Annotated in this window: 1 protein-coding gene and 1 pseudogene; both read left to right on the top strand. The window is 70.2% G+C overall.

Annotated elements, in window-relative coordinates:
* Positions 1-1,494, top strand: a pseudogene (locus tag GH736_RS21190) (hypothetical protein); the annotation flags it as partial.
* Positions 1,495-1,554: 60 nt separating this feature from the next.
* A complete protein-coding gene (locus tag GH736_RS21185) occupies positions 1,555-2,205 on the top strand; it encodes a hypothetical protein (RefSeq protein ID WP_159606835.1) in 651 nt (216 codons plus the stop codon).
* Positions 2,206-2,456: the final 251 nt, after the last annotated feature.

Genomic DNA, 2,456 nt, shown 5'->3' with positions numbered 1-2,456 from the left:
CAAGCCCCGCCGGTCCAGGCGCCCGCACAGGCACCCGCGCAAGCACCGCCCACCCAGACACCGACGCAGGCGCCAGCGCAGACGCCCGGGCAGCAGCCGGGTCAGGCTCCGCCACAGCAGGGGCAAGCTGCGCCGACCGCGGCTCCCCAGGACGTCGACACGACCGACGTGCCGTATCCGCCCGCGCGGCCGAACATCCAGGTCACGCGCGGCACGCCCGTGGTCGTGGCGGGTGCCGTGCCGCCCGCTGGCGAGGTCGCGCCCGTGCACGGCATCGACACGACGGTCGAGTTCTGGGGTGTCGCGGGCGTCGCCGCCTACGTCGACCAGCTCGTCGACGGATGGCGCACGCGCCGCGCCGCGCAGGGCCAGACGGTCGACGTGGCTGCGACGCGGGCGTCGTTCGTCACCGACTTCGATGAGACGATGCAGGGCTGGTACAAGCGCAGCAGCTTCAGCACGCCGTTCGCCGGCCTCGACGCCGCGGTGCTTGGCCAGCTCAACGCCAGGCGCGTGCGACTGGCGCAGGCCATCGCGAACAGGCGCGTCGTCGAGAACGGTCGGCGACGCGCGCTCACGCCGGCCGAGCGCAGCGCGCAGCTCGAGGCCGAGCTCGTCGTCGAGCGGCAGCACTTCATCGACAAGATCCAGTCGCACCTGACCGAGGGCGCCTGGGGCTGGATGCTCGAGCGACGCGAGCACCTCGACTTCGTCACGATCACCCAGCGCGGCGTGCGCGAGCTTCGCAACTTCGCGCCCGCAGCACTGCCGAACCTCGACGCCGTCGCCCTCGTGCGTGCTCGGCTCGCCGCCGCCAACCGTGCGCTCACCGACCGCGAACGCGCCCGGGCGATCGCCCAGGCCGAGTCGGCGCTGCGACGGCGCACGCGCGACCCGAAAGCGACTCTCGACGCGACGGCAGAGGCGGCCGCGATCGTCGCCGCCGAGACCGCCAAGTTCGGCGGCCAGCGACGAGTGGATGCCGCGGTGCGCGAGGCCGCGATCGACATCGAGGAGCGCGGCTGGGAGAACGTGCACGAACGCGACGCGAACGGCCAGCGCGTCTGGGGACCGGTCTGGAACCCCAGGAGCCTCGGGGTCACGACCGAAACGGCCATCTTCGTCCTCCTGCTCATCGACGCGTACGGCACGGGCTTCTCGGCCAGCAACTACGCCGACCACGGCGGCGGCAGCTTCGCCGGTCGCGGACGTTCCCTCGATCTCACCATCCCGCAAGGCCGCGCCGACGGCTTCTTCGACGCCGCCCAGGCGATCACCTTCGCGCTCGCGATCGATCGCGCCGCGTCAGCGGTCGGCGTCGAGTGGCGGGTGATCTACGACGACTTCTCGGTCGCACGGGCCGTGAATGAGCGGCTGGGGCAGCGCCGCATCATCGAGGTCGCCAACACGAGCCGCAACCAGGCGGGTAACATCACGAACATCAACTGGCACGGCCCATTGGTGAACCACTTCCACCTCGACCTCGCGTTCTGAGCGCAGTGTGCGAGTGTCGCTGGCGACGAGGTTCGGTCGAGCGATTCTGGGGTCAGGCGCATGGACGATCTCGAACACGACGCAGACTCCGCCGGCGAGGGGCGGAAGCACGATCCGGCATCGGCCCGGCCGTTTCTCGAGCGGCCCCTCGGCATTGTCACGCTGATCGCCGGGGTGGTGGGAATTGTCACCGGCGTGGTCACCCTCTGGTTCACGCTCAGCAACGCGAACGGCGAGCCGCAGAACGCCGGTGGTCAGTCGGGCGAAGTGGCGGAGTTCGAGGGAGTGGTGGGACACCTCGCCGAATCCCGGGCCATCCTGAGCTTCCTCGATCAGCACGACGGCGAGGCCGTGTATCTCGATGTGGGGTTCCCTTCGATCACCGGTGCCGCGACTGACGAGAATCTGCTCGTCGAGAGCGTCGACACCGCCGATGGGAACCAGAGCCAGGAGATACGCGAGATCAGCCTGATGACGGACTGCGGGAACTCAGACGCGAACCAGAACCCGAACCCCTCGGTTCACGACGGATGCAGCGGAGTCTCGCTCCGCATCGCGCAGCCGCAGCATCGCGACGCGCAGACCTTCTTCGAGCACGGTGTGCCGCGGGTGAAGGGCTACTTCCGCGTGGACGTGACCGGGGGGCTCTACCAAGGGCTGAGTCCGATCGGGCTCACGCCATTGACCTTCGACGAGGTGAATGCGGAGTAGAGACGAGTCGAGCGGATGCTGCGAGGGCTGGCCGTCGGTGTCGATGACGAACACCTGGGGGTCCGTCCTCGACCGCGGCATCCAGCGCGCTGCGACCTACCGCCACCGGAGTACGCGCTCGCGCAGCGACAGCACACCGGGGTAGGGGAAGGTCAGAACGAACTCAGACGCGCGCCCCGCGGCGCACGACGTCGCCGAGCGCGTCAGCGTCGAGGGCGAACAGGTCCCGCGAGCCGGCCGTCGCGGCGCCG

The sequence above is a fragment of the Agromyces humi genome (genome assembly GCF_009720255.1).
Classification (GTDB): Bacteria; Actinomycetota; Actinomycetes; order Actinomycetales; family Microbacteriaceae; genus Agromyces; species Agromyces humi.
This window is presented reverse-complemented; position numbering and strand designations above follow the sequence as displayed.

Bases quoted from the DNA above. Each gene is read 5' to 3' on its own strand.
- GH736_RS21185 (WP_159606835.1), top strand. From the start codon at position 1,555: ATGGACGATCTCGAACACGACGCAGACTCCGCCGGCGAGGGGCGGAAG.